We start from the raw sequence: 25,586 nt of genomic DNA on the forward strand, positions 1-25,586 counted from the left end.
GCAGCCGCTCGATCTTGCCCGGATCCTTGTCGACGCAGCACACATCGTGCCCGAAATCGGCAAAGCAGGCCCCCGACACCAGGCCGACATAACCCGAACCGATCATCGCAACACGCATGCCGTCCCCCCTGATCCAGCGCGAACCTATAGGTGTCGCCGGGATTCCAAAGGGTGGGCATCGGCGGTGCCTCCTTTGGTCGAAACGCTACCCCGTTCGGAACCACCGGAGCGGTCGGGCCGCCCCGGTTCAAAAGAGTGATAGCGAAATTGCCAGGCGCCTCGCCGTAAGCGCCGTGGGCCGGCCGGGGCCGCCGCGCTAATGTCCATCGGCTTCGAATGTCAGCAGATTTCGACGGGGGTTGCCATGCAGATCGTGCTGCTTGCCGGGGGTCTTGGTTCGCGCCTTGCCGAAGAAACGGTGCGCGTCCCCAAGCCGATGGTCGAGGTCGGCGGCAAGCCGATCATTCTCCACGTCATGGATATCTACAGCCGCTGGGGCCACACCGACTTCGTCGTCGCCTGCGGCTACAAGGCGATGCTGATGAAAGGCTTTTTTCACAGCCTCCACCTGATGAACAACGACTTCACCGTGGCGCTGGGCAACGGCAACACGGTGTTTTCGCCCAGCGCAAAGCTCGACTGGAACGTTTCCGTCGTCGATACCGGCCTGTCGACGATGACCGGTGGCCGCCTGCGCCGGCTGCGCGACTGGCTGCGCAACGACACTTTCATGGTCACCTATTCGGATGGTGTCGGCAATATCGACATCCCGGCGCTGCTCGAGATGCATCGCAGCCACGGCAAGATCGCGACGGTGACCGCGGTGCAGCCGCCGGCGCGCTTCGGCAGCCTCGAGATGGAGGGCGACCGCGTCGCCAGCTTTGCCGAAAAGGTCCAGGCCCGCGAGGCGTGGATCAACGGCGGCTTCTTCGTCTTCGAACCGCAGATCTTCGATTATCTCGGCGACGACAGCGAGCCGCTGGAACAGGGTCCGCTGACGCGACTGGCCGAGGATGGCGAGCTGTTCGCCTATCGCCACCCGGGCTTCTGGCATCCGATGGATACCGTCCGCGACCGCGAATATCTGGACGGCCTGGCCGCCCAGCCGGTGCCGCCCTGGCTCGATTTCGCGCCGGCCGCGGCCGATCCCCGCCTGGTCAGCGCCTGAGCGTGGACCCCTCGCTCGCGACCTTGCGCGGCCGCCGCGTCCTGCTGACCGGCCATACCGGCTTCAAGGGCGGCTGGCTGGCGCTGTGGCTGCGCCACCTGGGCGCAGACGTCGTCGGCATCGCGCTGCCGCCGCCGCCGGGGCCGTCGCTGCATGCCGCCATCGGCGGCGACGGGCTGCTCGACAGCCGCATCGCCGACATCGGCGACGCCGCGGCCTTCGACGCGGCGCTGGGCGATTTCGATGCGGAGATCGTCATCCACATGGCGGCGCAGGCCATCGTCCGCCGGTCCTACGCGGCGCCGCTGGAAACATTGCAGACCAATGTCGTCGGCACGGCGGTGGTGCTGGAAGCAGCACGGCGGATGCCGTCGCTGCGCGCCATCGTCGTCGTCACCAGCGACAAATGCTATGAAAACAACGAATGGGACTGGGGCTATCGCGAATCCGACCCGATGGGCGGTGCCGACCCGTACAGTGCCTCCAAGGGCTGCACCGAACTGATCGCGGCGGCCTATCGCCGGTCGTATTTCTCCGGGCCCGGCACCGCGCGGCTGGCGACGGCGCGGGCCGGCAATGTCTTTGGCGGCGGCGACTGGGCCGTCGACCGCCTGGTGCCCGACCTGGCCCGCGCCGCTGCGTCGGGGGTGCCGGTGTCGATCCGCAACCCCGCCAGCATCCGGCCGTGGCAGCATGTGCTCGAACCGCTGCACGGCTATCTGATGCTGGCCGCCGCGCTGCTGCGCGATGGTGATCGCCATGCCGGCGCCTGGAATTTCGGCCCCGACCCCGATGGCGTCGTCGATGTCGGCACGCTCGCCGGCCTCGTCCGTGACCATTGGGGGCCGGGCGGCCCGGCCATGCAGCTCGGCGACGTCGCCGCGGGGTCGCTGCACGAAGCGCAGCTGCTGCGCCTCGACACCACCAAGGCGCGGACACGGCTCGGCTGGCAGCCGCGGCTCGACCTGGCCGCGTCGGTGCGGCTGACGGTCGACTGGTACCGCGCCCATGCCGCCGGCGCCGACATGCGGGATTTCAGCCAACGCCAGCTCGACGCCTTTGCCGGCGGCGCGCCGGCACATGTCACCGAACCGATGGGGGATCTACGGCAATGCGCGTGAACTATGGCCAGACAGTGCATGGCGAGGCAGAGATCGCCGCCGTCAACGAAGTGCTGCGCAGCTCGACGCAGATGGGCGCCCGGGTGCGGGCGATGCAGGCGCGGGTGGCGGCGCTGTTCGCCAAGCGCCACGGCATCATGGTCAATTCCGGGTCGTCGGCGAATTATCTCGCGGTGGAACTGCTCGGCCTGCCGCCGGGCAGCGAGGTCATCACCCCGGCGCTGACCTTTGCCACCACCGTCGCGCCGCTGGTCCGCCACGGGCTGGTCCCGGCCTTTGTCGACGCGGCGCCCGCCACCTACAACATCGATGTCGACCGCATCGAGGCGATGATCGGGCCGCGGACGCGGGCGATGATGATCCCGTCGCTGATCGGCAACCTGCCCGATTGGGATCGCATCCGCGCCATCGCCGATGCCCATGGCCTGATGGTGATCGAGGACAGCGCCGACACGCTGGGCGCGACGCTGCGCGGCACCAGCACCGGCACCCGGTCGCACATCAGCACGACGAGCTTCTACGGCTCGCACGTCATCAACGCCGCCGGCAATGGCGGGATGCTGTGCGTCAACGACGACGACCTCGCACGCCGCGCGCTGCTGCTGCGGTCCTGGGGGCGGACATCGTCGCTGTTCGTCGATTCGGAGAATATCGAGACCCGCTTCGATGTCGCGCTCGACGGTATCGAATATGATGCCAAGTTCCTGTTCGAGGAACTGGGCTACAATCTCGAACCGTCCGAGATCGGCGCCGCCTTCGGCCTCGTACAGCTCGACAAGCTGGAGCTGAACATCAGCCTGCGCGAGGCGAATTTCGCTGCGCACCGCGAATTTTTCGCCAGCTACGAGGACTGGTTCGTACTGCCCGAACAGCTGCCGGCGTCGCGCACCGGCTGGCTGGCGTTTCCGCTGACGATCCGCGCCGATGCGCCGTTCACCCGCCGCGAGCTGCAGATCCATCTGGAGCGCCACGACATCCAGACCCGGCCGGTGTTCACCGGCAACATCCTGCGCCAGCCGGCGATGCGCAATGTCGAGATGGTGGTGACGCCGGGCGGCTATCCGGTCGCCGACGACGTGATGCGCGGCGGCCTGCTGCTGGCCTGCCACCATGGCCTGGAGCCGGCGCAGATCGCCTTCATGCACGAGACGTTCGCGGCCTTTGCCGGCGCCCGGCTCGACCGCCGCCGCCACGCCACCGCCTGACCAGCCTTTCGAACGGGGAGATATTCGATGAGCCACATGAGCCACTGCCGCGCCTGCCTGGCGCCCGATCCCTATGGCTTCCTGCCGCTGGGCGATCACCCGCCGGCGAACATGTTCGTGCGCGCCGGTGAACTGGCGGAGGAACAGCCGAAATTCTCGCTCGATACCGAGGTCTGCCTCCAATGCGGACTGATCCAGGTGGAGGACCAGATCCCGGCCGATTTCTTCCGCCACTATCTCTATGTCCCGTCGGGCGCATCGACGATGCACGGCCATTTCGCCGGGCTGGCCGAAGCGGTGGCGGCCGAAGCCGGCGACGGCCTGGTCGTCGACATCGGCTGCAACGACGGCCTGTTCCTGTCGGCCTGCAACGCCATCGGCCTGAAGACGCTGGGCGTCGATCCGGCCGCCAACATCGCCGAACTGGCGCGCGAGCGCGGCGTCGAGGTCCATGTCGGCTATTTCGGGCCCGACAGCGCCGCCGAACTGCGCCGCACCCGCGGCCCGGCACAGGTCATCGTGACGACCAACACCTTCAACCACATCGGCGATCTCCACGCTTTCATGGCCGGGGTAAAGACGCTGCTGGCGGACGACGGCGTGTTCGTCGTCGAGGTGCCGCGCGCCCTCGATCTCATCGAAAAGAACGAGTTCGACACGGTGTACCAGGAGCATCTGTCCGAATTCAGCGTCCAGTCCTTTGCCAGCATGGGCAGGATCTGCGGCTTCGAGATCGTCGATATCACCCGGCTGCCGGTCCATGGCGGGTCGATGCGGGTGTTCCTGCAGCCCGTCGGCGGCCCGCGCACGCCGAAACCCATCGTCGCCGAGATGATCGCCGAGGAACATGCCGCGGGCCTGTTCGACGCCGCCACCTACGATGCCTTTGCGGCGCGGATCGCCGGCGTACGCACCAAGCTGCTTGCCATGCTCGCCGACCTGAAGCGCCAGGGCCTCAGCGTCGCCGGCTATGGCGCGCCGGCCAAGGGCAATACGCTGCTCAACTATTTCGGCATCGGGCCGGCGACGCTCGATTTCCTCGTCGATCGCAACCCGCTGAAGCAGGGGCTTTATTCCCCCGGCATGAAGATCCCCGTCCATTCGACCGCGGCGATCGGCGAACGCAAGCCCGACGTGCTGCTGGTGCTGGCCTGGAACTTCTTCGACGAGATCCATGACCAGCAGGCCGAGTTCCTCACCGGCGGCGGCCGCTTCCTGGTGCCGCTGCCCGAACCGGTGCTCGTCGGCTGAATGGCCGGCGCGGCCGCCTGCGCAGCCCCGTCCCGCCGCGTGCTCGTCACCGGCGGGGCCGGCTTCATCGGCGCGCGCCTGGCGCAGGCGCTCGTCGACCGCGGCGACACCGTGCACCTGCTGGTGCGCCCGACGACCGACCTGTGGCGGATCGCCGGCCTTGCCGGCCGGGCCGCGGTCCACGTCGTCGCCGATGACAGCGACCTGCCGCGCCTGCTCGATGCGGCCGCGCCGGAGCACGTCTATCATCTCGCCGCCACCACCCGCGCCCCGGCCGGCCCCGACATGGGCGACGTCGCCGACAGCCTTGCCGACCTCAACCGGCTGATGGCGCTGGTCGTTGCCGCCGCGCGCAGCCGCCGGCCGCCGCGGCTGCTGGTCCGCGCCGGATCGCTGGCCGAATATGGCCCCGGGCCGGCGCCGTTCGTCGAAAGCCAGCGCGAACAGCCGTTGACGCCCTATGCGGCGATGCTGGTCGCCGGCACCGTCAACCTCGCCATGCTGCGGCCGCGCCTGCCGTTCGCCGCGGTCACCGCCCGGCTGGCGCTGGTCTATGGCCCCGGCCAGTCGACGCAATTCCTGCTGCCGGCGCTGATCCGCAACTGCCTGGCCGGCCTGCCGACCTTTCTCGATCGCCCGTGCGACCGCCGCGACCTGCTGTTCATCGACGATGCGGTGACGGGGCTGCTACGGTTCGGCACGGCGGCCGGCGCCTTGCCGCCGGTCGTCAACCTCGCCACCGGCAAGGCGCCGCAGATGATCGAGGTCGCGTCGATGGTGACGGAGGCCGTCGGCGCGTCGCCGGCGCTGGTCGGCATGGGCGATCCACGGCCGGCGGGCGGGGTCGCGTATCTGTGCGGGTCGACGGCGCTGGCGGCGGATCACCTCGGCTGGCGGGCCCGCACCGACCTCCCGGCGGGGATCGCCGCCACGGTCGCGGCGATGGGTGCCGCGCCGACGACACGGGAACTGGCGCCATGCTGACCCGCACCGGCACCCGCCCGCCGCTCGTGTCCGTGCTGGTGCCGGCCTATAACGAGGAGGCGAATGTCGAACGCGCCTACAAGGCCATCGTCGCCACCTTCGCCACCATCCCCGACCATGATTTCGAGATCATCTTTTCCGACAATCATTCGACCGACGCGACCTTCGATGTGCTGAAGCGGCTGGCCGCGATCGACCCGCGGGTGCGGGTGCTGCGCCTGTCGCGCAACTATGGCTATCAGCGGTCGCTGCTGCTCGCCTATCAGTCGGCGCGCGGCGATTGCTCGGTGCAGATCGACTGCGACCTGCAGGACCCGCCCGAGCTGATCCCGCAGATGCTGGCGCGCTGGGCGGAAGGGCACCAGGTCGTCTATGGCGTGCGGCGATCGCTGGCGGAAGGGCGGCTGGTCAGCGCCAGCCGCCGCCTGTTCTACCGGGCGATGCGGGCATTGAGCGAGGACGACCTGCCGCTCGACGCCGGCGAATTCCGGCTGGTCGATGCCTGTGTGCTGGCGCAACTGCGGACGGTGGAGGATACCTCGCCCTATCTGCGCGGCCTCATCAGCTCGATGGGATTCTCGCAGGTCGGTTTTCCCTATGATCGCCAGGCGCGCGTTGCCGGCGAGAGCAAGTTTCCGCTCGGCAAGATGATCGCGCTCGGCGTCGACGGCCTGCTCAACCATTCGCTGGTGCCGCTGCGCATGGCGTCGATGCTCGGCCTTGCCGTCGGTACCGTCACGCTGCTGCTGATCATCGGCTATCTGGTCGGCCGGCTGGTCTTCGGTGCCATGTGGCCGGCGGGCTTTGCGACGACGACGCTGCTGATCCTGCTGTCGATCACGCTGAACGCGATGTTCCTCGGCATCATCGGCGAATATGTCGGGCGCATCTTCATGCAGTCGAAGCGCCGGATGCTGCCGATCGTCGAACGATCGATCAACTTCGACGGCGACGTGCCGGCCACGGCGATGGACCCGAAACGGGCGGTCGGCCGTTGACCTGGACATGGCCCTGCCCGCCCTGCTCCTGCTGTCCGCGCTCGCCACGGTGTCGATCGACGCGGCGCGCTGGAACGAGCGCCTGCTGATCGTCTTCGCGCCGTCGCGCAACGCGCCGATGCTCGTGCGCCAGCTTGCGGTCGCGGGGCCGGGCACGCGGGAGCGCGACCTGCGGCTGGTCGTCGTCGCCGGCGATGACGTCGATGGCGCGGCGGACGATGCAGCGACACTGCGTCGCCGCTTCGACGCCAGGCCGGGCGAATTCCGCGCGCTGCTGATCGGCAAGGATGGCGGCATCAAGCTCGACGAGCGCGCACCGATCTCGACCGAGCGGCTGTTCGCGACGATCGACGCGATGCCGATGCGCCGCGGCGAGATGCGTCGGTAACACGCGGGGCGCCGGCGTTCTTGGTCGGGGGGCTTGCGCAACCGGCACTGGCCGGTGATGGCATTCGGCGTCATCCTGACCTGCCGTTCCGCCAACCGATCCGAAAGACGTTCGACGATGTTGAAGCGCCTGCTGTGCCTGATCCTGCTCTGCGCGGCATTGCCCGCGGCGGCCTGGGACAATCGCGGTCATCGCCTTACCGGTGAACTGGCCCATGACCGGCTGCAGGCCAGCGACCCGGCCGCGGTGCAGGCGATCGTCGCCATCATGGCCCGGCATCCCGACAAGGCGCGCTTCGATCGCAACCTGGCCGGATTGACCGGCGAAGCACGGACGCGCCGGCTGTTCGGGCTAATGGCGCGCTGGCCCGACGATGTCCGCGACACACCGGCAGACCGGCCGGACTGGCATTATGCGCTGAAGATCGTCCACGGCTGGACCGCGCTCGACTGGTACACCGCCGGCAAGGCCGAAGCACAATGGGCGGCCAACCTCGCCACGGCGCGCAACGCCGCCGCACCGCCGGCGCAGCGCGCGGTGGCGCTGTGCTGGCTGCTGCACATCGGCGGCGACATGCACCAGCCGTTGCACCGCGGCCATCGGCTCGACGGCAGCTGGCTGAAAAGCGACCGCGCCGGCACCATCGCCTGGGTGCGCCGCGGGCCCGGGCTGCCGCCGATGGAACTGCACCAGTTGTGGGACAAGGTGTTCGATCCGACCGGCGTCGACGGCGGCGACGAGAACGGCGATGTCACGCGCCTGCACGCGGCCTTTGCCCCGCGCGCGGCGGCGATGGTGCCGGACGGCGGCTTCGTCCAATGGCGCGACGAAAGCGAAATCCTGGCGCGTGACAGCGCCTATACCGGCCCGGCGTTGCGCGCCACCAAGGCCCCGGCCGAAGCGCCGCCGATGACCGCGGCGTACATGACGATGCTGCGCACCATCGCCGAACGCCGGGTCATCGCCGCCGGCGTCCGCATGGGCGCAGCACTGCAGGGCCTGCGCTGACGGCGACGGTCAACCCGGCAGCGCTCCACATTGCCGCAAGGCCTCCCCGAGCGCGAGCGCCGCGCTGGTCGCCATGTTCATCGATCGCACCTGCGGCCGCATCGGGATGCGCAGCCGCGCCGCGCAGGCATCGGCAACCGCAGCCGGGACGCCGGCGCTTTCCTTGCCGAACAGCAGCACATCGTCGGGCCGGAAGGCGAAATCATAGGCCGAGCGATCGCCTTTGGTGGTGAACAGCACCAGCCGCTGCGTGCCGATCGACCCGCGGAAAGCGTCGAAGCCCGGGTGGCGCACGACAGCGACGTGGTCGATGTAATCCATCGCGGTGCGCCGCACGCGCCGGTCGTCCCATTCGAAGCCCATCGGCTCGATCAGGTCGACCGCCGTGCCGAGGCAGGCGCCGAGCCGCAGCACGGCGCCGACATTGCCGGCGATCTCGGGCTCGAACAGCGCGATCCGCATCGCTGCGCCCTGCGGCGGTTCGGCGACGCTCAATCGAAGACCACGGTGCGCTGGCCGGTACCGAAGACGCGGCGCTCGGCGTGCCAGCGGACGGCGCGGACCAGCACGCTGGCCTCCACCTCCTGCCCCATCAGCACCAGTTCGGCGGGGGATCTCGTGTGGCTGACGCGGCGGATGTCCTGTTCGATGATCGGGCCTTCATCGAGGTCGGTGGTGACGTAATGCGCCGTCGCACCGATGATCTTGACGCCGCGGGCATGGGCCTGGGTATAGGGCTTGGCACCCTTGAAGCTGGGCAGGAAGCTGTGGTGGATGTTGATGCAGCGCCCGGCCCAGGCGGCGCACAATGTCGGTGACAGCACCTGCATGTAGCGGGCGAGGACGACGAGATCGATGGCGAGCGCCTCGGTGAGCGCGATCAGCTGCTGTTCCTGCGCCGCCTTGCCGTCGGTGACCGGCAAATGGTGATAGGGGACGCCGCACCATTCGACGAAGGACCGCATGTCGTCGTGGTTCGAACCGACGGCGACGATGTCGACCGGCAACTGCCCCGATCGCCAGCGATGCATCAGATCGTGCAGGCAATGGCCGAATTTCGACACCATCAGCAGCACGCGCGGGCGGACGGCGGTGTCGTGGAACTGTGCGTCCATGCCGAAACGCGTGGCGATCGGCGCGAACAGCGTGGCGAGCGTCGCCACGTCGGGCACGCTGCCGGCGGAACCGGCAAGCGCCAGCCGCATGCAGAACAGCCCCTCGCTGGCGCTGTGCTGGTGCGCCTCGGTGATCGAAAACTGCTGTTCGTGGAGGAAGGTCGACACGGCGGCGACGATGCCGCCGCGATCGGGGCAGGTGATGGTGAGAATATAGGCGATCTCGTCGGTCATGCCATGCTGTGCCCGCTGTTGAATTCGATGGCCGCATCGATGAACCAGGCGGCCAGATGCGCGGCATAGCCGGGTTCGGCGAGGATGCGAAAGCCCTCGGCTCCGGCAACGATGACGATGTCGACCTGGGCGAACAGGGTGCGGGTGGCGGTACCGACCGGCAGGCGGTGCGGGTGGAGGTCGAGGCCGGTCCCCTTGGCGAGCAGGTCGGCGGCCCCTCGCCCGGTGATGGTGAAACCGATGAGGGCATGGGTTAGGTCCGCGACATGCGCGGTGGTGCCTGGCGGCAGCGCCGGCGGGGCGGCGTCGAGCTGCAGATATTCGCCGGGCGCGAGGCGGTAACCGGGGCCGTCGCCACCGTCGCGGCGACGCAGCAGGTGCGCGGCGCCAGGGTCGGCACGGCCGACGGCGAGGCCGGGCGCGGTGACGAACGGAGGCTCAACCACGCAGCCGCGCCCCGTCCGGATCGTAGAATTGCGGCGCGACGACGCGGGCCCGATGGCGTGCCGTGGCGTCGAGAGCGCGGACGGACACGATTTCGCCCAGCCGGGCACGGCCGCCGCGCAGCATCGCCAGCGCAATCGGCCGGCCGAGCACCGGGCTGTGCACGCTTGCGGTGACATAACCGTCGCTGCTGCCGTCGGCGGCAACGACATGGCCGCCGATCGGCAGCAGCGCCGCGTCCAGCGGCTCGAGGCCGACGAACTGCAGCCGGCCGCTCGCCTGGTCGGCGGGGCGCAGCAACGACCGCCGCCCGAGGAAATCACCGCTGCGTTTCAGCACATGCCCCCAGCCGACATCGATCGGATTGGTGGTGCCGTCGGTGTCGCTGCCGATGTGGAGGTAGCCCTTCTCGGTCCGCAGCACCATCCAGGCATCGATGCCGACCGGCGTCACCTTGCCCGTCGCCAGCAACCGGTCCCACAGCAGCGCCGTGTCGCGCGCCGGCACGTTGATTTCATAGCTGGTTTCGCCGGTGTAGCTGACGCGCAGCACGCGGCACCCCAGCCCGGCGACGCTGCCGGTGCGCAGGCGCATGTGCGGGAAATCGCCGAGGTCGATGTCGGTGCCGACGCTCGCCAGCAGGGCGCGCGCCTCCGGCCCGGTCAGCGTCAGCACGCCCCAGGCAGCGGTGACCGGCGCGACGATGACGTCGAGGTCGGACCATTCGCATTGCAGCCATTGGTCCAGCCACAGCGCGATGCGGTCGGCGCCGGCGCTCGAGGTGCAGACGAGGAAATGCGCGTCGGCGAGGCGCACGCAGACGCCGTCGTCGATGATGACACCATTGTCGTCGAGCATCAGGCCATAGCGGACCCGGCCGGGCTTCAGCGACGCCATGGCATTGGCATAGATGCGATCGAGGAAGGCGGCGGCGTCGGGGCCGACAACCTCGATCTTGCCGAGCGGCGAGGCGTCGAACAGCCCGGCGCCGGTGCGGACGGCCAACGCCTCGCGCTGTTCGGCGTCGGCGAGCGTTTCGCCGGCGCGCGGGTAGCCGACGGCACGCAGCCAGCCGCCGGCGTCCTCGAGATGCGCGCCGGCCGCAACATGGCGGTCATGCGCCGGCAACTGCCGCAGCGGGCGGTAGAGCGTCCCGCGCCGCCGCCCGGCAAAGGCGCCGAGCGCCACCGGCACATAGGGCGGGCGATAGCGGGTGTGGCCGGTGGCGGGGATGTCGCGGCCGGTCTGCGCCGCCATCAGCGCCAGCGCGTTGACGTTGGCGGTCTTACCCTGGTCGGGCGCCATGCCGAGCGTCGTGTAGCGCTTCAGATGCTCGACCGAGCGGAAATTCTCGGCGGCGGCGATGGCGATATCGGCGGTGGTGACATCGTTCTGGAAGTCCACCCATGCCGTGCCGTCACCCGCCATCTGCCAGCAGGGCTGCAGCGGAGTCACGGCGCGGTCGTCCGCGGCCGGCGCGGGTCCGTTGCCACCGCCCGCGGCATGGCCGGCCTTGAGCGCTGCCGCCAGGTCGAAACAGCCCGCCGCGGCGCCGATCGACACCGCCGCCTGCGGGCCGTCGCCGGGCACGAACGCGGCGATGGCTTCGTCCCATTCCAGCGTCCCGCCCGACTGGCTGAACAGATGCGCCGCCGGGTTGTGGCCGCCCGACATGGCGAGCAGGTCGCAGGCGCGCCAGCGTTCGCTGCCGTCGGCGTGGCGGATGCGCACGGCGGACAGGACCTTGCCGCGGGTGGCGACGATGGCCGTCCCGGCGTGGAGCGGGATGCCGCGCGCGGCAAGTTCGGCGGCCAGCCCCGCCGGTGCCGGGTCGCGGACATCGACCAGCGCCGCCACGGTCGCCCCGGCGTCGGCGAGCGCCAGTGCGGTACGATAGGCGTCGTCGTTGTTGGTGACGATGACGGCACGGCGGCCCGGCAGCGCCGCGTGACGGCGGAGGTAATGGCGCACCGCCCCTGCCAGCATCACGCCCGGCCGGTCGTTGCCGGGAAAGACCAGCGGCCGCTCGATGGCGCCGGTGGCGAGGATGACCCGGCCGGCGCGGACCGTCCACAGCCGCTGGCGCGGCAGCGCCGGGTCGGCGGCGCATGCGGCGTCGTTGCCGACCTCCTCCACCAGGGTTAAGCTCTTGTGGTCGTGATAGCCGATGACGGTGGTGCGCAGCAGCAGCCGCACATCGGGCATTGCCGCCAGCGCGCCGGCAACGCGCGCCGCCCAGTCGGCACCGGGCTCGCCGTCGATCATCGCATCGTCGACGAGCAGTTGCCCGCCGACCACGAAATCCTGTTCGGCGAGGATGACCCGCGCGCCGGTCGCCGCTGCCGCCTGCGCCGCCGCCAGGCCCGCCGGCCCGGCGCCGACGACCAGCACGTCGCAATGGGCGTTGCGGCTCTCATAGCGATCGGGATCGGCGGCGGCGGCGATGCGGCCAAGCCCGGCCATGCGGCGGATCGGCCCTTCGAACCAGTGCCAGTGCGGCCACATGAAGGTCTTGTAGTAGAACCCCGCGCCGAGGAAACGGGCGAACAGCCCCAGCCCCGCCGCGATGTCGATGCGTGCATTGGGCCAGCAGTTGACCGGCCGCGCGACGAGGCCGTCGTACAGCGGAACCTCCGTCGCCCGCAGGTTGGCGGTGCTGCGCGCGCCGGTGCCGAGCTGGACCAGCGCGTTGCTGTCCTCGACGCCGGCGCCGACAAGCCCGCGCGGCCGGTGGTATTTGAACGAGCGGCCGACGATGCGGACGCCGTTGGCGACCAGCGCCGACGCCAGCGTATCGCCGGGATGGCCGTGCAGCACCCGGCCTTCCCAGGTGAAGGCGAGGCGGCGCGACCGGTCGATGGCGCCGCCGGCCGGCAGGCGGAACGACTGGCTCATGACGCGTCGCCGATCGGCCCGCTACCGAGCACGCGGTGGCGGGCGGTGTCGCGGGTCAGGTCGAACCAGCGCCGGCAGCCATGGACATGCAGCCAGCGTTCGACATGGACGCCGCGGCGGTTGGTGCGCATGAACAGATGGTCGGCCCATTCGGCGTCGCCGGCGGCAAGCGGCCGGGCCGGGCGGGCCTCGCCGTCGCAGCGGAACTCGATCTCGTCGCGGGGACCGCACCAGGGGCAGGGGATCAGCTGCATCAGTGCGCGATCCCCGACGCCGCGGCTTCGTCGATCAACGCGCCGCTGGTGAAGCGAGCGAGCCCGAACGGCGCCGCGATCGGGTGCGGTGTGCCGGTGGCGAGGTGATGCGCCAGCAGCGTGCCGCCGGCGGGGATCGCCTTGAAGCCGCCGGTGCCCCAGCCGCAGTTGATGTAAAGGCCCGGCACCGGGGTCTCGCCGAGGATGGGGCTCGAATCCGGCACGACATCGACGGTGCCGGCCCATTGCCGGACCAGCCGCGCGCGGCCGAGCGCCGGATACTGGTCGGCGACGGTGCCGAGGACGTTCTGCAGCGTCGCGATGTTGCCGCGCTGGGCATAGGAGGGGAACATGTCGAGTCCGCCGCCGATGACGAGGCCGCCCTTGTCCGATTGCGACAGATAGACGCCGGTGGCGAGCGACAGCACCACCGTGTCGAGCACCGGCTTTACCGGCTCGGTCACGAAGGCCTGCAGGGCATGGCTGCGCACCGGCAGGCGGAACCCGGCCAGGTCGGCAAGCACCGACGAGTTGCCCGCGGCGCACATCGCCACCTTGCCGGCCATGATGGTGCCGCGGCTGGTCTCGACCCCCGTCACCCGGCCGCCGGCGTCGCGGCAGAAACCCGTCACCTCGCATTGCTGGATGATGTCGACGCCCAGCCGGTCGGCGGCGCGGGCATAGCCCCAGGCGACGGCATCGTGGCGCGCGGTGCCGCCGCGCTCCTGCACGAAACCGCCCATGACCGGATAGCGGGCGCCGGGGTCCATATCGAGCAGCGGTATGCGCCGGGCAACGTCGGCACGGTCGAGCATGCGGCTGGCGACGCCGTTCAGCGCCATGGCGCCGACCCAGCGGCGCGCCGCGTCGAGGTCGTGGCGGCTGTGCAGCAGGGTGATGATACCGCGCTGGCTGACCATGATATTGTAATTCAGTTCGCGCGACAGCCCCTCGTACAGCTTGACCGACAGGTCGTACAGCGCCGCGCTTTCACGGTGATAATAGTTGGAACGCACGATCGTGGTGTTGCGCCCGGTATTGCCGCCGCCGAGCCAGGCGCGTTCCAGCACCGCGACCCGCCGGATGCCATGGGTTTTCGCCAGGTAATAGGCCGTCGCGAGGCCATGGCCGCCGCCGCCGATGACGACGACGTCATAGGCCGGCTGCGGCGCCGGCGAGCGCCACGCCGGGCCCCAGCCGCTGCCGCCGCGTAATCCTACGCGCAGCACCCGCCACGCCGAATATCCCGATCCCGCCATCGACACGCCTATAGCATGCGCAAAGCAGGGCCTGACCAGTGCCTTGCAAACGCCTGCGCGGGGCGGCTTTACCTTTGGCCGATACCCCGGCACGTTCCGACCCGGCGGCGAGGGCATGACATGATGGCACGAGGATGACGGCAGCACCGGTCGCGACCGCGCCGCCGGCGGTCGCCGGGCGGGGTCTTGCCCGTTCGATCTCGGCCCCGCAATATTTCGCGCTGGCGTTCGGCAGCGTCGTCGGCGTCGCCTGGATCGTAATACTGGGCGACATCGTCGGCAAGGCCGGCCCCGGCGGCGCGGCGCTGGCGCTGGCGATCGGCGGCGTCGCCATCCTGCTCGTCGCCTTCTGCTATGCCGAGATGGCGGCGCGGCTGCCGGCCGCCGGCGGCGAGATGGTCTATGCCCATGAACTCGGCGGCGCGCCGGCGGCCTATGCGACCGGCTGGACGATGGCGCTGATCTACACCGCCGCCTGCGCCTTCGAGGCGATTTCGGTGGGCCAGCTGTTCGGGCTGCTGTTTCCGGGCATCGAGGGGCCGGTGCTGTACCGGCTGCTCGGCGCCGATGTGCACCTGGGCGGCGTGCTGTGCGGCGCCGGCTGCGCGCTCGCGCTCGCCGTGCTCAACGCCGCCGGCACCCGCGGCACGGCGCGCGCCCAGGCCTGGGTGACCTGTGTGCGCATCGCGCTGATGCTGGCGTTTCTCGGCGTCGCCATCGCCTGGGCGGATCCGGCCAACCTGCGGCCGCTGGTGCCCGGCGCGACGGCGCCCGCGCAGGTCGCGGCCTTCCTGTCGGTGCTCGGTACCGCGCCGTTCTGGTTCGCCGGCTTCAACGTCACCGCCACGGCATCGGAGGAAGCGGGCACCTCGATGCGCTCCGCCGGCCGCGCCATCGTCGTCGCCGTCGTCGGCGCCGCGATCTTCTACATCACGCTGGTGTTCGCGATCACCGCGCTGGTGCCGCGCGGCGTGCTGACCGGGCTCGCCCTGCCCGCCGCCCAGGCCTTCGAGATCGCACTCGGCGGCCCCGGCGTCGCGCGGCTGGTGATGATCACCGCCGTCCTCGGCAACCTGACCGCCTGGAACGCGCTGCTGATGGCCGGCAGCCGGGTGTTCTTCGCGCTCGGTCGCGCCAGGCTGTCGCCGCCGGGGTTTGCCCGCATCAACGGCCGCGGCACGCCGATCGCCGGGGTGCTGCTGGTCACCGCCGCGACGCTGGTTGCGCTGCCGCTCGGCCGCGGTTTCGTGCTGCCGATCGTCAACCTGACCTCGGCGTGCTTCGGCGTCGTCTATGTCGTCACCTGCGTCGCGCTGCTGCGCCTGCGCCGCGACGGCAGCCGCGCCGCCTTCACCGCGCCCGGCGGCACGCCGCTGGTGGTCACCGCCGCCATCGCCTCGCTGGCCATCGCCGCCGTGGCGCTGGTCCAGCCCTGGTTCGCCAGCGCCGGCGCCGTGCCGCCCGAGTGGCTGACGCTCGGTGGCTGGCTGCTGCTGGCGACACTGCTGTGGCTCGCCGGGCGGCGCAGTTTCGCCGCCGTGACCGACGCGGAACGCCGCCGGCTGCTGCACGGCGACGCCGATCGAGCGACCAGCGACGGCGCGATCAGCCGGCGCCGGCCAGCACCGCCAGCTCGACCGGATCATGCGCACAGGTGATCCGCACCTCGCGCTCCGCCCACCCCAACCCTCCCCACTCTCCGGGCGCTACGCTCAAGGGGGAGGAGGGAGCCGACGCGTTTCCCGCTTGCGGGAGAGGCGAGACGCGCGGCGTTGCGAGGGCGACATTCGTCGCGGGCGCCGGGTGAGGGTGTACGCTCGTGCCGGAACGAGAAAACACCCTCACCCGCTCGCCAAAGATGGCGAGTCGCCTCTCCCGCAAGCGGGAGAGGGAACGTCCGCAACTGGGCGAAAGCAGACCCACGGCGCTTCCCCAAACCAGTCCGTCGCTACTCCGCCGCGTCCTCCACCCCCGGCAGCATCGCCACCGCCAGTTCGGTCGACGCCGGCAGCATCGGCACGTTCACCACCGGCGCCAGATCGACGAGCTCCTCAAGGCCCGTCGCGGCGCCCATGTCCTTCAGCTTGCGCGCGCGGCCGATCACCCGCGCGTCGACCTGGCCGACCAGCGTGTTCCAGTTGCCGACCGCCGATTCCAGCGCCTTTTGCACGCGGTTGAAATTGCCGCCCATGATGCGGATGGAATCGTACAGATCCCGCCCCAGCTTGGCGATCTCCCCGGCTTCCTTGGCCAGCCGGGCCTGGTCGCGCAGCGCGCCGACGGTGCGGGCGACGGCGACGAGGTTGACCGGGCCGGCGAGCACGACCTGGCGCTTGAAATAATCGTTCATCAGGTTGCGGTCCTGCTCCAGCGCCGCGCCGAGGAAGTTTTCGCCCGGCACGAACAGCACGACGAACTCCACCGCGCTGCCGACCGCCTTGGCATAATCCTTCTTCGCCAGCCCCTCGGCATGCGCCTTCACCGCCTTGGCATGCGCGGCGAGATAGGTCTGGCGCGTCGCCGCATCATCGGCTTCCGCCGCCGAGATATAGGCGTCGATCGAGCATTTGACGTCGATGACCAGCACCCGGCCGCCGGGCAGGTTGATCTTGAAATCGGGGCGTTGCTTGTTGCCGTCCTCGCCGTCCACCGACCATTGCGTCTCGAAATCGATGCCTTCGACGAGGCCCGCCGCCTCCAGCACGTTGCGACACTGTTCCTCGCCCCAGCGGCCGGCGACCTTGCCCGACGACCGGAGCGCGGTTTCCAGCTTGGCCGCGGCGCCGCTGACCTTTTCCTGGCCCAGCACGACATTGGCGAGCTGTTCCTTCAAGCTGCCATAGGCCTCGGTTCGCGCCGCCTCGACCTCGCCCAGCCGCGTCTCGTATTTGACCAGCGTTTCCTTCACCGGCGCGATCAGTTCGGCGAGCTGGTTGCGATTGGCCTCGAGCCCCGCGCCCGCCGCCTCGCGCTGCCGCGTCATCAGCGCCTCGGCACTTTCGGCGAGTTTCGCCTGCGCGCCCTCCAGCGCGGCATTGGCCAGCGCGGTGAAGCGCTCCGCCGTCCGCGCCACCTCGGCGGCGTGGGCGGCGTCGCGCTCGGCCTGGGTGGCCTTCAGCGCCTGCAGTTCGCCGGCGAGCCGTTCCCGGTCCATTTCGGCATCACGGAGCTCGGCATTGCGCTCGCCCAGCATCTTGACCTCGACGGCATGGGCGGCGCGCGCCTGCTGCTGGCGGCTGACCTCGGCGGCCAGCTCCGCCGCCTCCGCCGCCGCCCGGGCGCCTTCGGCCCGCGCCGCCGCCAACGGTCGGCCCCAGAGGGCCCAGCCCAGCGCCAGGGCAAGGGCCAGGCCGATGACGGCAGCAATCAGCAGTTCGAACAAGTCGGTCTCCAACGGAACGTTGCGGGAACATTAGGCGAGGCGAGTCCGCTGCGAAAGGGCCATCTTGCGCGGCACGCCACAAGTCGCCCAAAGAAGGCCATGCGCACCCTCCCCCTGCTTCTCGCCGCCGCCACGCTGATCGCCGCCGCGCCGCCCCCCATCTCCGCCGCCCGCATCAAGGCCGATGTCGCGACGCTCGCCTCCGACGCCTTCGCCGGCCGCGGCCCGGGCGAGGATGGCGAGCTGCGGACCCTCGCCTTCCTCGAAAAGGCCATGGCCGCCGCCGGGCTCCGGCCTGCCGGCGACAACGGCACATGGCGCCAGGCGGTGCCGCTGGTCCGCCTCGATCGCCTGCCCGGCGCGACGCTGGCACTGAATTTCGGCGGCAAGGCGCACCCCCTCGTCCTCGGCCGCGACGCGACGCTGGCGCTGAAGAATGTCGGCCGCACGCAGGTGCAGGCGCTGCCGCTGGTCTTCGCCGGCTTCGGTATCGTCGGCCAAGGCTACGACGCCTATCGCGGCGTCGACATGAAGGGCAAGATCGCCGTCGTCCTCGCCAACGACCCCGATTTCGAGGCGGGCCAGGACCTGGGCTTCGAAGGCCGCCGCCTGGTCTTCGCCGGCCGCATCGGCGCCAAGTTCGAGGCCGCCACCCGCGCCGGCGCCGCGGGCGTGCTGGTCATCCACGAGGACGCCGCCGCCAGCTACCCCTGGCTGCAGGTCGGCAGCGGGGATGCCCTGCCGGCGATGGTGCCGCAGCCGCTGAAACCCTCGGCGCTGCAATTGAGCGGCTGGCTGTCGGGCGCCGTCGCCGCCGATCTGCTCAAATCCGCCGGGCTCGACCTGGCGACGCTGAAGGCGCGCGCCCGTGCCCCCGGCTTCACCGCCGTCCCGCTCGGCGACGCCACGCTCGCCGCCGACGGCAGTCTCGCGGCGATGGCGATCACCAGCCACAATGTCGTCGGCATCCTGCCCGGCGCGTCCCGCCTGGCAGAGGTCGTGCTCTACGGCGCCCACTGGGACGCGAACGGCCGCAACGGCCCCGACGCGACCGGCGACACCATCCGCAACGGCGCCATCGACAACGCCACCGGCACCGCCGAGCTGCTGGAGGTCGCCCGCGCCTTCGCCGCCGGCCCGCGCCCGGCGCGCAGCGTCGTCTTCGCCGCCTGGACCGCGGAGGAAAAGGGCCTGATCGGCGCCGAGCACTATGCCGCCAACCCGGCGCGGCCGCTGTCGCAGACCGTCGCCGTGATCAACCTCGATCCGCATGTCGTACTGCCCGCAGCGCGCAACCTCGAACTCGTCGGCGGTGGGCGCACCACCCTCGAAACCGACCTGCGCTCCGCCGCCGCCAGCCTCGGCCTCACCGTCACCGACGAACCCAATCCGGAGGCCGGCTGGTACTTCCGCTCCGACCACTACCCCTTCGCCCGCCGCGGCGTCCCCGCCCTGTCGTTCCGCGCCGGGCGCGACCTGGTCGACGGCGGCACCGCCAAAGGCGACGCTCTGGTCAACGCCTACAACCAGAATCGCTACCACCAGCCCAACGACCAGTTCGACCCGGCCTGGACCTTCGCCGGCACCGCGCAGGAGGCGAGCGCCGCCTTCCTCGTCGGCCATACACTCGCCAACGGCACCGCCTGGCCGCTGTGGAACCCCGGCAACGAATATGCGCCGCTGCGGGCGGCGAAACCCTAGCCCATTTCACCACTGGCGCTCCCCCGTCGCCCGCGCCACCATGCGGCAAAACACTTGGGGAGACTCCACATGCATCCACACACGATCGTCGCCGAGGGCCTCGCCTTCCCCGAAGGCCCCATCGCCATGGACGACGGCAGCGTCATCTTCGTGGAGATCAAGGCCGGCAAGCTGACTCGCTTGCGGCCAGACGGCACGCTCTCCACCGTCGCCACCACCGGCGGCGGCCCCAATGGCGCGGCGATCGGCCCCGATGGCGCCATCTATGTCTGCAACAACGGCGGCTTCGCCTGGTACGAACAGGATGGCATGCTGCTGCCCGGCAACGCCGCCGAGGACTACACCACCGGCCGCATCGAGCGCGTCAACATCGCCACCGGCAAGGTCGAGCGCCTGTTCGACAAGACCATCGACGGCCTCGCCCTGTCCGGCCCCAACGACATCGTCTTCGATACCGCCGGCGGCTTCTGGTTCACCGACCTCGGCAAGCATTTCCCGCATCACGAGACGAAGGGCGGGCTGTTCTACGGAAAGCCCGACGGCAGCGGCTGCGTGTGCGCCGTCTATGGCCCCAATTTGAACGGCGTCGGCCTGTCGCCCGATGGCACGAAAGTCTATGCCGCCGTCACCGCGGGCCGCGTCCTCCTGGAATTCGACATCACCGGCCCCGGCACCGTCGCACCCTCGCCGCTCGCCGCCGTCCCCGGCCGCTTCGTCACCACCTGGGGCACGAAGACTTTCCTCGACAGCCTCGCGATGGAGGCCAACGGCAACATCGCCCAGGCCACCCTGATCGAGGAAGCCGGCGTCACCTCGATCGACCCGGCGACCGGCGCCAAGGAATTCTTCGCCTTCCCCGATCTCCTCACCACCAACATCGCCTTCGGCGGCGCCGACATGATGGACGCCTGGGTCTGCCTGTCGACGACGGGCAAGATGGCGAAATGCCGGTGGCCGCGGCCGGGCCTGCGGCTGAATTTCAATGGCTGAGGGGCCTCCGGCGGCCGGGGTCGGCGACCCCGGACCCCGGTCGAGGACCATCGCTGCCAACGGGCTTACCTTCGCCATCGACGAATGCGGGTCCGGCCCCGATATCGCCCTCTGCCTGCACGGCTTCCCCGAAAGCCGCTTCAGCTGGCGGCACCAGTTGCCGCTGCTGGCCGACCTCGGCTGGCACGCCGTCGCGCCCGATCTGCGCGGCTATGGCGACAGCAGCCGGCCGCCGCACAAGGCCGATTACCACATCGATCACCTGGTCGCCGACACAGCCGCCCTGTTCGATGCGCTCGGCGCGCGCCGACGCCTGCTCATCGCCCACGACTGGGGCGCCATCATCGCCTGGATCTTCGCGCTCCGAAACACGCGCCCGCTGGACGGCCTCATCGTCATGAACGTCCCCCACCCGCGCGTCTTCCGCGACGTGCTGCGGACAAGCTGGGCCCAGAAACGCAAGAGCTGGTACGTCGCCTTCTTCCAGCTGCCCAAGCTCCCCGAGGCGATGCTCGGCGCGCGGCATGCGGAGGGCATCGGCAAGGCCTTCACCAACATGGCCGTCGACAAATCCGCCTTCCCGCCGGCGGTCATCGACCATTACCGCGACAACGCCAGCCGGCCCGGCGCGCTGACTGCGATGATCAACTATTACCGCGCCAATTTCCCGAACATCCTCGACGAACCCGCCCCGGTCCTCGACGTGCCGACGCTGATGCTGTGGGGGGAGGAGGACACCGCCCTCGATATCGCGCTGACGGAAGGGTACGCCCCGCTGGTGACGGACTTCACCCTGAAACGCTTCCCCGGCGTGTCCCACTGGGTCCAGCAGGAGGCCCCCGACAAGGTCAACGCCGCGATGCGCGAGTGGCTCGAAACCCTCTCCCGCCTGCGGGAGAGGCGAGAGGCGCGCCAGCGCACCTGAGGGTGTACCCGAGCGTCGAAACAGGCGCACACCCTCACCCGCCGCGCTGGCGCGCGTGTCGCCTCTCCCGCAGGCGGGAGAGGAGGGTCAACGCCGCCCCACCAGCCACAACCCCGTCATCGCCATCGCCGCCCCCCAGCCCAGGAACACATAATCCCACACCGACGCGCCCATCGCCTCATAGACATGGTGGACGCCGAGCACATGATGGTCGATCACCCCCTCCACCAGGTTGAACAGCCCCCAGCCGATCAGGAATCCGCCCGCCGGCACTGCGCCGCCGCGCGGCACCAGGCCCCGCTGCCCGGCGCGCCACAACAGCACGACGCCGATGCCGGTGATGATCCACACCGCGGCATGGAACAGCCCGTCCCACACCATGTTGGTCTTGGCACTGACAAGGTCGCTCACCGGCAGCCAGCCCGACAGCATGTTGTGGACCTGCAGGATCTGGTGGAACACGATGCCGTCGAAAAAGCCGCCCAGCCCGATCCCGATCGCCATCGCCGCGGCGATCGCCGGCCGCACCGACCCCGGCACCGGCCCCCTCATCCCCGCGCCACCGCGAACACGATCGCCAGCAACACCGGCACCGGCGCCGCCACCGCGGCAGCGTTCGCCAGGAAATCATGGTCGAACAACAGGTGCCGCACCCCGAGCGCGGTCGGCGAATGACAGATGTTGCACGCCGCGGCCGGGGCGGCGGACAGCGCGAGTGCGGCGGCCGGGAGGGTGGGGCGCATGGCGGGGTAACGGGCTATCGGGTCTGAGAGTTCCGACCGGAGCCCTGCAAGACACTTCGTTCGCTTGAACTTATCGGTCCGTTACTTTGCCCTCAACCTGAAATCATTCAGTTTTGCTGCGCCACGTAGTGCTACATGAAAACAACACTATTTAGCGGCTTTGCACAAGCGCCCCTAACCCAAAGTGATAGGCAAATTAAGATGTCCAGAACTTAAAACAAAGATGGTAGCCGGCGCACTCCAAACGTCTCTGATTCTCCTTCATGCTATCGTTTCATGGCATTCGGCTTCGTATCTGATCAAGAAATTTGGCCCAGAGATAATCGGCGGCACCATCAGCATCCAGTTGCCGACGCTGAACTTCATACGAAAGCGAGCCGTGTGTACTAAAGCAGAGCCCCTCATCGCCAGTTTCGAGCGACAACCAATCGTTCATCGTATTCCGGCTGCTATTGTTGGTGTCGTAACTCAAACATAGGGCATTTCGCCATGACCCGTTGCCGTGCCAAATACTAACCTCGCCAACTCGCTTACCATCGAGGTATACTCGCGCAGACATTGACCGACTGTCAATTAAATCGAATTCGCTCTCAAGTCTCAAATTTGATTCGGCAAGCTCCTTGAGTCGCTTCTCAAATACGCTCATCGTAGCGGCAAAACCTTTGCGAAGTAGGCGGTCGCGATCAAGATCGGTAGGTGATGATGCAAGAGATAAGTTTGATGACGCAGACGGAAGTCGTTCGAGCGCCTGATCCGAGATTGCCGCTTTTCTAGTTGCAGAATCCTTTTGGGACAAATTGCTGTTTCTTATCATGTCGCGCAGCCTGCCCACTGCGTCATCAAAAGCTGCGTCGACATCAGACCACGTCGAAACCGGCTTTCCATCTTTCGGCAGCGCGATGAAATCCGCCAAACGTGCGTCACTACCAACTGGCACACCCTTCCACTGGCACGGGCGTAAGATAATTGGAACAACCTGTGCCCTTCCATCGCGTTGTCGAGCAAACGCGCGAATGAGCTCCTGCTCGTAACAATATTCCGACGCAATGAAGTCGGATGAAATCAGCAAAATTACTATTTGCGAGGCGGAGAGAGCGCTTTGGATCGCAGGGTCAAGATGTTCACCGGGACGTAGCAAGCCATCATGCCAGACCTCGATAAGCCCTTCACGCCTAAGTGGAGCTAGATGCCCCAAAAGGCGGTTCTTAAACTCAGCATCTGCATGTGTGTAGGAGATAAAACCGGTCGCCATAAATATCAGGATTTCTTCTCAAATAGAATGTTAGGGCTTCCATCAAAGCGTCGTTGAATTAGCTGCCAATTATAAAAGACCGCCGCCGCAGTTGTTTCACACTTTTCAGCGTTAGCGACTTCAAAGACGATCCGGGTGCCCCAAGCACCTTCGCGTGCTGCAGCTATAAAGACCTTATTTGAGGCGACCGTTATGCACCCTTTTCTGGTGCTAAGGGTATCGCTAAATTCGAAAGACTCCACATTTACAACGATCTCTATTTTGCCCAGGCTTACGCCGTTCCACGACGTCGGGGTGTCTAGGCGGATAGCGTTGAAGTGCCATCGTTCATCGCTAGCCGATAATAATATTGCCCATTTTGCCGTTTCGTCTTCGACGACCCAGAATTCAGCAACGTCGTGATTACTTCCTAAGCTCCGAAAATACCCGAGTGGTGTCTGTGGGCCAAGCGTTGATGGCACTATCTTCGATGCGTCATGGGGTAAGAGCATAGACATTATGGTATGCAGACCATTGTTCGATGTCTAGCGCCAAGGCTCTCCGTTACAAATCGTATTACATACCCTTGCCAAAACAATCCATATAGGTTATATGCACCCCTATGGATAACCAGCACGAAATTGACCCCGCCATGCTCGCCCGCCTTCATGCCCGCAGTCGGCAGCGGGAGGAGGGGTGGACTCCCGACGTCATGGAGATGTTCATCATCCACCTGATCGAGACCGGCAGTGTGCGGCGGGCGGCGCGCAACGTCGATCGCCATGTCACCACCGCCTATCGCCTACGCGCCAAGGAGCCGGCCTTTGCCGCGGCCTGGGATGCGGCGCGGCGCATGGCCTATGCGCGGTTGCGCGACGAGGCCATGGAGCGGGCGCTCGAGGGCACGTTGCAGCAGGTGTGGAAGGACGGCGGGCTGGTCGGCATGAAGCGGGTGTACAACGACCGGCTGCTGATGAACCTGCTCAACCATCTTCGCCACGAGAGCGACCCCAAGGCCGCCAAGCTGCGCAGTGTCGACGAGGTCGAGGACAAGCGCAGCGACGCCATCGCCGGCCGCATGGACGCGCTCGCCCTGCTGCCGCCGCCGCCGGCGCCGAGGGCTCCGCGCCCGCCCCGCCTGCGCCCGGCAAACGGGCGCCTCATCCCCACCGTCGCTGTCACCACCGTCAATGGTGTAGCCTTAGTGTAGCCTTAAGCGTGACAACGTTGTTTTTGCTGAGGTAATTTGCCTGCGGAATCCAACGTCCCTGATCATCCTCTCCCGCCTGCGGGAGAGGCGAGAGACGGCGAAGCCGGCCCGGGTGAGGGTGTCTCTTTCGTGGCATAAGGCAGGAACACCCTCACCCGCCGCGCGCGACGGATGTCGCCTACGCGACGCCGCGCGTGTCGCCTCTCCCGCAGGCGGGAGAGGGGCGTCAGCGCCTGGCTGCAAAGAAGGCGCGCAACAGCCCCGCCGCCTCCGCCTCCCCCACGCCGGCGATCACCTGCGGGACATGGTGGCTCTGCGGATGGCTGAACACGCGCGGGCCTTGCTCGATGCCGCCGGACTTGGGGTCCGACGCGCCATAGACGAGCGTCGCGATACGCGCCTGGGAAATGGCCGACGCGCACATCGGGCAGGGTTCCAGCGTGACATGGAGGGTGCAGCCGGTCAGCCTGGGGCTGCCGAGTGCCGCGCCGGCTGCGCGGATCGCCAGCATCTCGGCATGGGCGCCGGCGTCGTTCAGCTCCAGCGTGCGGTTGCCGGCGGTGGCGATGATGACGCCATCGGGCCCGCTGATCACCGCGCCGACCGGCACCTCCCCACGCGCCGATGCCGCGCGCGCTTCGGCAAGCGCACGCGACATCAGGGTCGAGGCTGGAAAGGGCGGCATCACCTCCGCGCATAGGCGAAGGCGACGGCGCCGGGAAGGACTAGTCCTTCTTGTCGGCCTTATCGACGCTGAGCGTCGGGACCGTGATGGTCTCTTCCTTCTCGCCGACATTGACCTTGGCGGTGTCGACATCGAAGGTCGGCGCCTGGCCGCCTTCTGTCTTCACGCTGATCTCGGGCAGCTTGGCGCCCTTCGTTTGGTCGATGTTGATGAGGCCAAAGGCAAAGGCGGCGACGACCAGCGCCACGATGATCAGCAGCGCGACGAGCCAGCCGCCGCCCCCACGCCGACGTTCGATCACGCGGCCGTCACGAGTCGTTTCGATATCAGACATATTAATTCCTCCGTTGCCGTAACAACGCGGGGGTTTCGCGGAAAGTTCCGGGCCTGCTAGG

Annotated in this window: 27 protein-coding genes; 13 read left to right on the forward strand and 14 right to left on the reverse strand. The window is 68.7% G+C overall.

Features of this window, described 5'->3' with window-relative positions:
- Window positions 1–118, reverse strand: a 118-nt coding sequence (locus ACP7AI_RS09295) for a hypothetical protein (protein WP_426166607.1), incomplete at its 3' end; no start/stop codon positions are given.
- Between the two features lie 246 nt (window positions 119–364).
- Between ACP7AI_RS09295 and rfbF the strand changes: the two genes are divergently transcribed.
- The 8 genes from rfbF to ACP7AI_RS09335 all read left to right on the forward strand — a co-directional run bounded on the left by rfbF (window position 365) and on the right by ACP7AI_RS09335 (window position 8,123).
- Window positions 365–1,168, forward strand: coding sequence for a glucose-1-phosphate cytidylyltransferase (gene rfbF, locus ACP7AI_RS09300; protein ID WP_426166619.1), 804 nt, complete (start codon window positions 365–367; stop codon window positions 1,166–1,168).
- A 2-nt stretch (window positions 1,169–1,170) separates the two neighbouring features.
- Window positions 1,171–2,289 carry a CDP-glucose 4,6-dehydratase gene (gene rfbG / locus ACP7AI_RS09305; RefSeq protein ID WP_426166621.1) on the forward strand — a complete coding sequence of 373 codons (1,119 nt, stop codon included), beginning with the start codon at window positions 1,171–1,173 and terminating at the stop codon, window positions 2,287–2,289.
- Complete coding sequence (locus tag ACP7AI_RS09310) at window positions 2,280–3,494, forward strand: DegT/DnrJ/EryC1/StrS family aminotransferase (RefSeq protein ID WP_426166623.1); 1,215 nt, start codon at window positions 2,280–2,282, stop codon at window positions 3,492–3,494. Before rfbG ends, ACP7AI_RS09310 begins: the two co-directional genes overlap by 10 nt.
- Window positions 3,495–3,521: 27 nt before the next feature.
- A complete protein-coding gene (locus ACP7AI_RS09315; RefSeq protein ID WP_426166624.1) occupies window positions 3,522–4,745 on the forward strand; it encodes a methyltransferase domain-containing protein in 1,224 nt (407 codons plus the stop codon).
- Window positions 4,746–4,784: 39 nt separating this feature from the next.
- The gene (locus ACP7AI_RS09320; RefSeq protein ID WP_426166626.1) at window positions 4,785–5,729 is read left to right on the forward strand and encodes an NAD-dependent epimerase/dehydratase family protein; all 945 of its coding nucleotides are present in this window, start codon (window positions 4,785–4,787) and stop codon (window positions 5,727–5,729) included.
- A complete protein-coding gene (locus ACP7AI_RS09325; protein WP_426166628.1) occupies window positions 5,723–6,727 on the forward strand; it encodes a glycosyltransferase family 2 protein in 1,005 nt (334 codons plus the stop codon). Before ACP7AI_RS09320 ends, ACP7AI_RS09325 begins: the two co-directional genes overlap by 7 nt.
- A 7-nt stretch (window positions 6,728–6,734) precedes the next feature.
- The gene (locus ACP7AI_RS09330; protein ID WP_426166630.1) at window positions 6,735–7,115 is read left to right on the forward strand and encodes a DUF4174 domain-containing protein; all 381 of its coding nucleotides are present in this window, start codon (window positions 6,735–6,737) and stop codon (window positions 7,113–7,115) included.
- Window positions 7,116–7,232: 117 nt separating this feature from the next.
- Entirely contained in the window at window positions 7,233–8,123 is an 891-nt protein-coding gene (locus ACP7AI_RS09335) for a S1/P1 nuclease (protein ID WP_426166632.1), read from the forward strand.
- Between the two features lie 9 nt (window positions 8,124–8,132).
- Here the strand turns inward: ACP7AI_RS09335 and ACP7AI_RS09340 are convergent, their stop codons facing one another.
- Genes ACP7AI_RS09340 through ACP7AI_RS09365 form a run of 6 tightly spaced genes read right to left on the reverse strand, consistent with a single transcriptional unit; the run spans window position 8,133 to window position 14,324 of the window.
- On the reverse strand, window positions 8,133–8,585 hold the full coding sequence (locus ACP7AI_RS09340) for a tRNA (cytidine(34)-2'-O)-methyltransferase (protein WP_426166634.1): 453 nt from the start codon (window positions 8,583–8,585) through the stop codon (window positions 8,133–8,135).
- Window positions 8,586–8,614: 29 nt separating this feature from the next.
- A complete protein-coding gene (purU, locus tag ACP7AI_RS09345) occupies window positions 8,615–9,472 on the reverse strand; it encodes a formyltetrahydrofolate deformylase (protein WP_426166636.1) in 858 nt (285 codons plus the stop codon).
- Window positions 9,469–9,918 carry a sarcosine oxidase subunit gamma family protein gene (locus ACP7AI_RS09350; RefSeq protein ID WP_426166638.1) on the reverse strand — a complete coding sequence of 150 codons (450 nt, stop codon included), beginning with the start codon at window positions 9,916–9,918 and terminating at the stop codon, window positions 9,469–9,471. The genes purU and ACP7AI_RS09350 overlap by 4 nt, the downstream gene beginning before the upstream one ends.
- Window positions 9,911–12,811: a sarcosine oxidase subunit alpha family protein gene (locus ACP7AI_RS09355; protein WP_426166640.1), complete on the reverse strand. Its 2,901-nt coding sequence runs from the start codon at window positions 12,809–12,811 to the stop codon at window positions 9,911–9,913. Before ACP7AI_RS09355 ends, ACP7AI_RS09350 begins: the two co-directional genes overlap by 8 nt.
- Window positions 12,808–13,065, reverse strand: coding sequence for a sarcosine oxidase subunit delta (locus tag ACP7AI_RS09360; protein WP_426166642.1), 258 nt, complete (start codon window positions 13,063–13,065; stop codon window positions 12,808–12,810). The genes ACP7AI_RS09355 and ACP7AI_RS09360 overlap by 4 nt, the downstream gene beginning before the upstream one ends.
- Window positions 13,065–14,324: a sarcosine oxidase subunit beta family protein gene (locus ACP7AI_RS09365; protein WP_426166644.1), complete on the reverse strand. Its 1,260-nt coding sequence runs from the start codon at window positions 14,322–14,324 to the stop codon at window positions 13,065–13,067. Before ACP7AI_RS09365 ends, ACP7AI_RS09360 begins: the two co-directional genes overlap by 1 nt.
- A 134-nt stretch (window positions 14,325–14,458) precedes the next feature.
- Between ACP7AI_RS09365 and ACP7AI_RS09370 the strand changes: the two genes are divergently transcribed.
- Complete coding sequence (locus tag ACP7AI_RS09370) at window positions 14,459–15,982, forward strand: APC family permease (protein WP_426166646.1); 1,524 nt, start codon at window positions 14,459–14,461, stop codon at window positions 15,980–15,982.
- 290 nt (window positions 15,983–16,272) lie between these two features.
- Here ACP7AI_RS09370 and ACP7AI_RS09375 read toward each other — a convergent pair whose 3' ends face one another.
- Window positions 16,273–17,706 carry a DNA recombination protein RmuC gene (locus ACP7AI_RS09375; protein WP_426166648.1) on the reverse strand — a complete coding sequence of 478 codons (1,434 nt, stop codon included), beginning with the start codon at window positions 17,704–17,706 and terminating at the stop codon, window positions 16,273–16,275.
- 99 nt (window positions 17,707–17,805) lie between these two features.
- Between ACP7AI_RS09375 and ACP7AI_RS09380 the strand changes: the two genes are divergently transcribed.
- From ACP7AI_RS09380 to ACP7AI_RS09390, 3 genes are all read left to right on the forward strand, one after another.
- A complete protein-coding gene (locus ACP7AI_RS09380; protein ID WP_426166650.1) occupies window positions 17,806–19,407 on the forward strand; it encodes a M28 family peptidase in 1,602 nt (533 codons plus the stop codon).
- Window positions 19,408–19,476: 69 nt separating this feature from the next.
- A complete protein-coding gene (locus ACP7AI_RS09385; protein WP_426166652.1) occupies window positions 19,477–20,397 on the forward strand; it encodes an SMP-30/gluconolactonase/LRE family protein in 921 nt (306 codons plus the stop codon).
- Window positions 20,390–21,322, forward strand: coding sequence for an alpha/beta fold hydrolase (locus ACP7AI_RS09390; RefSeq protein WP_426166654.1), 933 nt, complete (start codon window positions 20,390–20,392; stop codon window positions 21,320–21,322). Before ACP7AI_RS09385 ends, ACP7AI_RS09390 begins: the two co-directional genes overlap by 8 nt.
- An 87-nt stretch (window positions 21,323–21,409) precedes the next feature.
- On the opposite strand, the gene ACP7AI_RS09395 is transcribed toward ACP7AI_RS09390, so the two are convergent.
- From ACP7AI_RS09395 to ACP7AI_RS09410, 4 genes are all read right to left on the reverse strand, one after another.
- Window positions 21,410–21,874, reverse strand: a complete 465-nt coding sequence (locus ACP7AI_RS09395; RefSeq protein WP_426166655.1) for a DUF2243 domain-containing protein — start codon at window positions 21,872–21,874, stop codon at window positions 21,410–21,412.
- Window positions 21,871–22,065, reverse strand: coding sequence for a hypothetical protein (locus tag ACP7AI_RS09400; protein WP_426166656.1), 195 nt, complete (start codon window positions 22,063–22,065; stop codon window positions 21,871–21,873). Before ACP7AI_RS09400 ends, ACP7AI_RS09395 begins: the two co-directional genes overlap by 4 nt.
- A 274-nt stretch (window positions 22,066–22,339) precedes the next feature.
- A complete protein-coding gene (locus ACP7AI_RS09405) occupies window positions 22,340–23,317 on the reverse strand; it encodes a toll/interleukin-1 receptor domain-containing protein (protein ID WP_426166658.1) in 978 nt (325 codons plus the stop codon).
- 5 nt (window positions 23,318–23,322) lie between these two features.
- Window positions 23,323–23,778: a hypothetical protein gene (locus ACP7AI_RS09410; RefSeq protein ID WP_426166659.1), complete on the reverse strand. Its 456-nt coding sequence runs from the start codon at window positions 23,776–23,778 to the stop codon at window positions 23,323–23,325.
- Window positions 23,779–23,948: 170 nt separating this feature from the next.
- On the opposite strand from ACP7AI_RS09410, the gene ACP7AI_RS09415 reads away from it, so the two are divergent.
- Window positions 23,949–24,506 carry a hypothetical protein gene (locus tag ACP7AI_RS09415; RefSeq protein ID WP_426166661.1) on the forward strand — a complete coding sequence of 186 codons (558 nt, stop codon included), beginning with the start codon at window positions 23,949–23,951 and terminating at the stop codon, window positions 24,504–24,506.
- A 226-nt stretch (window positions 24,507–24,732) separates the two neighbouring features.
- Here the strand turns inward: ACP7AI_RS09415 and ACP7AI_RS09420 are convergent, their stop codons facing one another.
- Window positions 24,733–25,164, reverse strand: a complete 432-nt coding sequence (locus tag ACP7AI_RS09420; protein WP_426166663.1) for a nucleoside deaminase — start codon at window positions 25,162–25,164, stop codon at window positions 24,733–24,735.
- Window positions 25,165–25,231: 67 nt separating this feature from the next.
- On the reverse strand, window positions 25,232–25,525 hold the full coding sequence (locus tag ACP7AI_RS09425; RefSeq protein ID WP_426166665.1) for a hypothetical protein: 294 nt from the start codon (window positions 25,523–25,525) through the stop codon (window positions 25,232–25,234).
- Window positions 25,526–25,586: the final 61 nt, after the last annotated feature.

Origin of the sequence: Sandarakinorhabdus sp. DWP1-3-1, assembly GCF_049896705.1 — a bacterium.
Classification (GTDB): Bacteria; Pseudomonadota; Alphaproteobacteria; order Sphingomonadales; family Sphingomonadaceae; genus Sandarakinorhabdus.

Coding starts and splice junctions, on each gene's coding strand:
- ACP7AI_RS09415 (WP_426166661.1), top strand. CDS start 23,949: ATGCTCGCCCGCCTTCATGCCCGCAGTCGGCAGCGGGAGGAGGGGTGG.
- ACP7AI_RS09360 (WP_426166642.1), bottom strand. CDS start 13,065: ATGCAGCTGATCCCCTGCCCCTGGTGCGGTCCCCGCGACGAGATCGAG.
- ACP7AI_RS09365 (WP_426166644.1), bottom strand. CDS start 14,324: ATGGCGGGATCGGGATATTCGGCGTGGCGGGTGCTGCGCGTAGGATTA.
- ACP7AI_RS09325 (WP_426166628.1), top strand. CDS start 5,723: ATGCTGACCCGCACCGGCACCCGCCCGCCGCTCGTGTCCGTGCTGGTG.
- ACP7AI_RS09335 (WP_426166632.1), top strand. CDS start 7,233: ATGTTGAAGCGCCTGCTGTGCCTGATCCTGCTCTGCGCGGCATTGCCC.
- ACP7AI_RS09420 (WP_426166663.1), bottom strand. CDS start 25,164: ATGTCGCGTGCGCTTGCCGAAGCGCGCGCGGCATCGGCGCGTGGGGAG.
- ACP7AI_RS09310 (WP_426166623.1), top strand. CDS start 2,280: ATGCGCGTGAACTATGGCCAGACAGTGCATGGCGAGGCAGAGATCGCC.
- ACP7AI_RS09380 (WP_426166650.1), top strand. CDS start 17,806: ATGCGCACCCTCCCCCTGCTTCTCGCCGCCGCCACGCTGATCGCCGCC.
- ACP7AI_RS09405 (WP_426166658.1), bottom strand. CDS start 23,317: ATGGCGACCGGTTTTATCTCCTACACACATGCAGATGCTGAGTTTAAG.
- ACP7AI_RS09315 (WP_426166624.1), top strand. CDS start 3,522: ATGAGCCACATGAGCCACTGCCGCGCCTGCCTGGCGCCCGATCCCTAT.
- rfbF (WP_426166619.1), top strand. CDS start 365: ATGCAGATCGTGCTGCTTGCCGGGGGTCTTGGTTCGCGCCTTGCCGAA.
- ACP7AI_RS09425 (WP_426166665.1), bottom strand. CDS start 25,525: ATGTCTGATATCGAAACGACTCGTGACGGCCGCGTGATCGAACGTCGG.
- ACP7AI_RS09385 (WP_426166652.1), top strand. CDS start 19,477: ATGCATCCACACACGATCGTCGCCGAGGGCCTCGCCTTCCCCGAAGGC.
- ACP7AI_RS09340 (WP_426166634.1), bottom strand. CDS start 8,585: ATGCGGATCGCGCTGTTCGAGCCCGAGATCGCCGGCAATGTCGGCGCC.
- purU (WP_426166636.1), bottom strand. CDS start 9,472: ATGACCGACGAGATCGCCTATATTCTCACCATCACCTGCCCCGATCGC.
- ACP7AI_RS09390 (WP_426166654.1), top strand. CDS start 20,390: ATGGCTGAGGGGCCTCCGGCGGCCGGGGTCGGCGACCCCGGACCCCGG.
- ACP7AI_RS09395 (WP_426166655.1), bottom strand. CDS start 21,874: ATGAGGGGGCCGGTGCCGGGGTCGGTGCGGCCGGCGATCGCCGCGGCG.
- ACP7AI_RS09400 (WP_426166656.1), bottom strand. CDS start 22,065: ATGCGCCCCACCCTCCCGGCCGCCGCACTCGCGCTGTCCGCCGCCCCG.
- ACP7AI_RS09355 (WP_426166640.1), bottom strand. CDS start 12,811: ATGAGCCAGTCGTTCCGCCTGCCGGCCGGCGGCGCCATCGACCGGTCG.
- ACP7AI_RS09370 (WP_426166646.1), top strand. CDS start 14,459: ATGACGGCAGCACCGGTCGCGACCGCGCCGCCGGCGGTCGCCGGGCGG.
- ACP7AI_RS09330 (WP_426166630.1), top strand. CDS start 6,735: ATGGCCCTGCCCGCCCTGCTCCTGCTGTCCGCGCTCGCCACGGTGTCG.